Raw genomic sequence first — 2,598 nt, forward strand, 5'->3', positions numbered from 1 at the left:
TTTACCTACGAGCTGATCGGCACCGACGGCCTGATTCGCTACGTTCGCGACGGCTGGTTCTTCGAGGTGCGCAACTCACAAGGAACACTTCAACTGCCCGGTGGGAGCGAGAAAGACTTCCATGGGATGTACGCCGCCTGGCGCGATGCCCTCTACACAGGCAAGCTGGGCTCGCTACCGTCGGCGCGCGAGGGCCTGCGTGTTACCCGCATCGCCCGCCGCGCCACCGAGTCGGCCCTGGCGACACGCTACCGAAAGTAGGAACGGCTACTCGGGAAGCGGAATCTGCGACATTGTCAGTCGAACACGCGGAGCACCTAAGGGGCCTTCGGGGATAGCAAAGGTAATTTGCAGCCACGAACGCCCTTGTGCGGAGTAGACCTGCCCCTTAATCAGAGTCTGGTGCCTCTGTGAGACATAGCTGGGCACCGATCCCCCGGGCCGAATCAATCCCTCGACAATGGGGTTAAGTAGACGGAGCATCATGCAGCGCCGCTGAAACGCACTGAGCTTAGCGAACGGAACCGTGCTTTTTCCTAGCTCCTCCACAATCTCTTTCTCCACGACTGCCCCTCCGGCGGGCGGAAACACCGATTTGCGATAGTCCGTCACATTGACCATCGGAGCGATTTTTGACACATCAGGGCCGACCTGAATGGGAACTGAGAGGTAGCGGCGCAGAGTCTCGGGGAGCACGGAAGCCGCGATCTGTTGAAAATCCAGAGTTTGGGGGAGCGGTTTGGCGGAAATCATTACCCTATCCCCCGAGCGAGTTGCCTGGTGCGGGCAGAATGCGGAGAGCATCGCCAGAAACTGGTTGTCGTCGCATTCTTTCCCCAGTACCAACAGAGGTTTCTCCCGCAGGGTTGCATCCACCTGAATTTTTCTTTTACTCTTTTCGAGATAGTCCTCCAGAGTAGGGGCTTTTGTATACCCCTCCGGCCACTTGGGTGGAACCGGTTGCTGAAACTCCTTGGGAACCTGGGTGGAAGGAAAAAGGGCACGAGTTGCGATGTTCTTTACACGATAGAAGGAGCTGATAGCCTGTTTGCCTTGAATATAGACTTGGGAAGTCTCTGTCTCAGAAAAAATAACTTTTGCTTGGAAACATCCTGCCGATATCGAGGAGAAATAGTTATCTAGCAAAAGATGTTCTATAAGATTTTGTTGCTCTTGTGGGAGGTTTTGAAAATTGATCCCTGTACTCATGAAAGTATTTTTCTGAGTAACAGAGAGTCCTTTATAGAATGTCACTACGGTATAAGTAGCGGGTCCCATACGATCAATTGGCTTATTACCTAGTCCGAATTTTTGGCAAGTCGAATCAATATTTTTGATAATCGTTTTTATTTCGGACTCGGTGAGTACGGGAAGATCATTAGGATGGGAGTAGCGTTTGGTAAATACATATCCTCCTGAGGCTCTAGTTGCTTTATAGTCCAATGTATCCGCGATGCGTTTAACCTTCTCGGAGAGGGGTAACACCGCAGATTGTAGCCGTGTGAACCCTTCTTTTGATAAGCCGTTGGCATACGGATAACCTTCTATAAGGAGTGAGAGATTCAAACTCCTAAATAAACTATCAAGGTCTTTAATCATGACTTAAACTTCATAGTGCCGCTTGTTCTGCCAGATATTGTAGAAAAAGCGGCACGGCTTCAAAAAGCTATCCTCGTCTCAGTTTGGGGACGCAGGGAGTGCTAACGCATCCAGGGAACAGTCTGCAAGATTACCCTGTGCCATTTGAGGGATTGTCGCCCTCTTCGGAAATCCACCACCTAACAGCATCTGCCTTAGGGCTGGTAGAACCATTAAGCAATCCGTACACTGCTGCTGTTGCAGTTACACTTCCTTCAAGTATGAACGTTGACGAGTAAGAAGACAGATCAATGTTATATGCATATGCCGGATTGTACTCATTTTCATGAATCATCATCCCAACGTTGCTAGTAGGCTGAAATCCACCAAAAGAGACTCCAGAATACCCTGGGGACGTACTCGATTTATTCCAGACAAAGCCCTCGTTAGACTTTATTGTTGGAGGAGCATTATTCCCGGAATATATACATCTTTGTTTAATTATTCCTGCTCTAAATGTGCTGGCGTAAATTATTGAATAAAGAATGCCCCCCGTAGCTACTAAGCTTGCATTTGCTTGTCCAACAGTGACCCCTGGAAGCAAAGGGGAACTACCCATGGAAGGGGATTCGCTTGTGATACCAACGTAACCGTCGCCCCACGCGATGAAAGGGGTGGGGTCTGGAAGTGAAACGTCTTCGATTGTTAGAGGATCAAAGACCCAACCTTGAGCTTGAACGGGCTGAGCAGATAATCCGCAAAAAATAAGTGATACGACCGCAAGTGTATTGAACCGCATTTTAATCAACCTCCATTACACAGGACTTGTAGCCGACCACGGACTTGTAGCCGACCACGGACTTGTAGCCGACCACGGACTTGTAGCCGACCACGGACTTGTAGCCGACCACGGACAGTGTACACTAGCTCAACACTGCTGTCAAGTATAAACCTGGGGAGGTTTTTTACCGATACAGGAACTATGAAATACGCAATCCTTCTGCTCTTTGTGGCTCTGAT

Annotated in this window: 3 protein-coding genes; 1 reads left to right on the plus strand and 2 read right to left on the minus strand. The window is 49.7% G+C overall.

Translation table 11 applies throughout. The features are described from left to right. The coding region (locus ACH2EH_RS26560; protein WP_395146438.1) for a hypothetical protein at positions 1–261 on the plus strand (261 nt) is incomplete at its 5' end. 6 nt (positions 262–267) lie between these two features. On the opposite strand, the gene ACH2EH_RS26565 is transcribed toward ACH2EH_RS26560, so the two are convergent. Both ACH2EH_RS26565 and ACH2EH_RS26570 read right to left on the minus strand, forming a co-directional pair. Next, positions 268–1,599: a hypothetical protein gene (locus ACH2EH_RS26565; protein WP_395146440.1), complete on the minus strand. Its 1,332-nt coding sequence runs from the start codon at positions 1,597–1,599 to the stop codon at positions 268–270. Between the two features lie 130 nt (positions 1,600–1,729). Further along, positions 1,730–2,377, minus strand: a complete 648-nt coding sequence (locus tag ACH2EH_RS26570; protein ID WP_395146442.1) for a hypothetical protein — start codon at positions 2,375–2,377, stop codon at positions 1,730–1,732. Positions 2,378–2,598: the final 221 nt, after the last annotated feature.

This window comes from Armatimonas sp., from assembly GCF_043760365.1.
Lineage (GTDB): Bacteria > Armatimonadota > Armatimonadia > Armatimonadales > Armatimonadaceae > Armatimonas.